Consider the following 2,445-nt stretch of genomic DNA (forward strand, 5'->3'; position numbering starts at 1 on the left):
AGTGTCCGCTACGGCTACATCCCCAAACACCTCAACTTCCACCAACTCACCCCCCACGCCTGCCAAGACGCCACCCGGTTGACCATCGCATCGCCGGCGATGGAATGGCCCACTGTGCCGCGTCCGCGGCGGGCCGGGGTGTCTTCGTTCGGGGTCAGCGGCACCAACGCGCACATCATCATCGAGCAGGCACCGTCTCCCGAACCCGCGGTGTGGGAACCGGATTCACCGGTGACGACGTTGGTGGTGTCGGGTAAGTCCTCGCAGCGGATCGCTGCGACCGCGGCCATGCTCGCCCAGTGGATGACCGGCCCCGGCGCTGAAGTCCGACTCGCCGACGTCGCCCACACCCTCAACCACCACCGCACCCACCACCGCACCTTCGCCACCATCTGCGCCCGCGACCACACCCAGGCGGCGCAGGCACTGCAGGCGCTCGCCGACGGACGTCCGGCCCCGGGTCTGGTCCGGCCGCATGAAGGGCTGTGCCGGCCGGGCCGGGTATTCGTCTACTCCGGGCAAGGCTCCCAGTGGGCCGGCATGGGCCGCCGCCTGCTCACCGACGAACCCGCCTTCGCCGCCGCCGTCGACACCCTCGAACCCGCGTTCCGCGCCGAGGTCGGGTTCTCCCTGCGCGAGGTGCTCGAAACCGCACAACCTCTGACCGGTATCGAACGTATCCAACCGGTGCTGACCGCCCTGCAACTCGCGTTGACCGAGTTGTGGCGCCACTACGGTGTGGTCCCCGACGCCGTCATCGGACACTCCATGGGCGAAGTTGCCGCCGCCGTCACCGCAGGCGCCCTCACCCCAGCCGAAGGCCTGCGCGTCATCGCCACCCGATCCCGGCTCATGTCACGCCTGGCCGGCCAAGGCGCGATGGCACTGCTCGAGCTGGATCCCGCCTCGACGCTGGGGTTGATCGCCGAGTACCGGGAGGTGACGCTGGCGGTCTATGCCTCGCCGACCCAGACGGTGATCGCCGGCCCACCGGCCGACGTCGACATGTTGATCGCGAAAGTCGCGCAGCAGAGCAGGTTGGCGCGACGCATCGACGTCGACGTCGCGTCGCACCACCCGACCATCGATCCCGTGCTACCCGACCTGCGGGTTGCGCTGAGCGATCTCGCGCCGAAACCGCCGACGATCCCGATCATCTCGACCACCTACGACCAGAGCCACACGCCGACAATGCGTTTCGACGCCGATCACTGGGTCGCCAATCTGCGCCGCCCGGTACGGTTCAGTCAGGCTGTCGCTGCGGCCGGGGCCGACCACGGCACCTTCATCGAGATCAGCCCGCACCCGCTGCTGACCCATTCGATCGCGGACACTCTCGCAGGCACGCACTTCCACACCGTGGCGACCCTGCAGCGCGACGGCGACGACACCCACACGTTCCACACCAATCTGAACTCGGCTCACACCGCTACACCGCCGCCGACACTTCATCCGCCCGAACCGCATCCGGTGTTGCCCGCGACGCCGTGGCACCACACCCAGTTGTGGATCAAGCCGACGACCCCGCAGCGTCATGCGGCCACGGCGGGATCGAACGGATGGAACTATGAATCCGACTGGCCGATCGGGCCGATCACGGCTGCCGATACTGCGGGCGATGGTTCCTGGGTGGTGTTCGCCGACGACGGACGCGGGCCCCAGGTGAGCAGCGCGATCGGGGACGCAGCGGCGGTGACCGTCCTACCGATGGACACTCTGGCCGACGGAGCAGCCGCAAGCGAGTTGCCGGACATTCTCGGCAGGGCTGCGAATGTTCTTTACGCCCCCGATGTTTCGGCTTCAGGCCACTTGGCCGAATGGGGTTACCGGCTGTTCAACACGGCCAGGCGCCTCACGGCCGCACTCGCCACGATGGCGGTGCCACCCAGGATGTTCATCCTGGGCCGGAGTCCCGGTTCCGACGATCACCCTGCGGATCCGGCCGACGCCGTGCTCTGGGGGCTGGGCCGCGCGCTGGCGTCGGAGCACCCGGAGATCTGGGGCGGTGTCGTCGACATCGAAGAGATGGAGCCCGCCGGCCCGGATGCAGACGCAGCCGCGCCACCGGTCGGCGACATCAAAGACGTGTGGCGGATCTGTGAGCCGGAAGAACGTCGAGCCCTTTTGCAGAACCATGTCGGCGTTCTGGTGGCCGCCGTCATGGGCTTGCCGTCCCCTCAGTCGCTCAACCCGGACGCGGATTTCTTTGAGTTGGGTATGGATTCGTTGATGAACGTGATACTGCAACGCGCACTTGCCGAGACCTTGGGCGAGGTATTGCCCCAGACAGTCGTTTTCGACTATCCGACGGTCACGGAGCTCGCCGACCACCTCGCCGAGATCGCCGACGCCGACCTACCGGAAAGCGTGGGTTGATTTTTATGGTTGGTGCTGGGGCGGATCGTCGGGCGATTATTGCTGAGGCGTTGCATCGGATTGATGAGT

Annotated in this window: 1 protein-coding gene; it reads left to right on the top strand. The window is 67.1% G+C overall.

Features of this window, described 5'->3' with window-relative positions:
- The coding region (locus A5784_RS39560) for an acyltransferase domain-containing protein (protein ID WP_156750317.1) at nucleotides 1-2,376 on the top strand (2,376 nt) is incomplete at its 5' end.
- Nucleotides 2,377-2,445 lie beyond the last annotated feature (69 nt).

It is taken from the genome of Mycobacterium sp. 852013-50091_SCH5140682 (assembly GCF_001665685.1).
In the GTDB taxonomy this organism is placed as follows: Bacteria; Actinomycetota; Actinomycetes; order Mycobacteriales; family Mycobacteriaceae; genus Mycobacterium.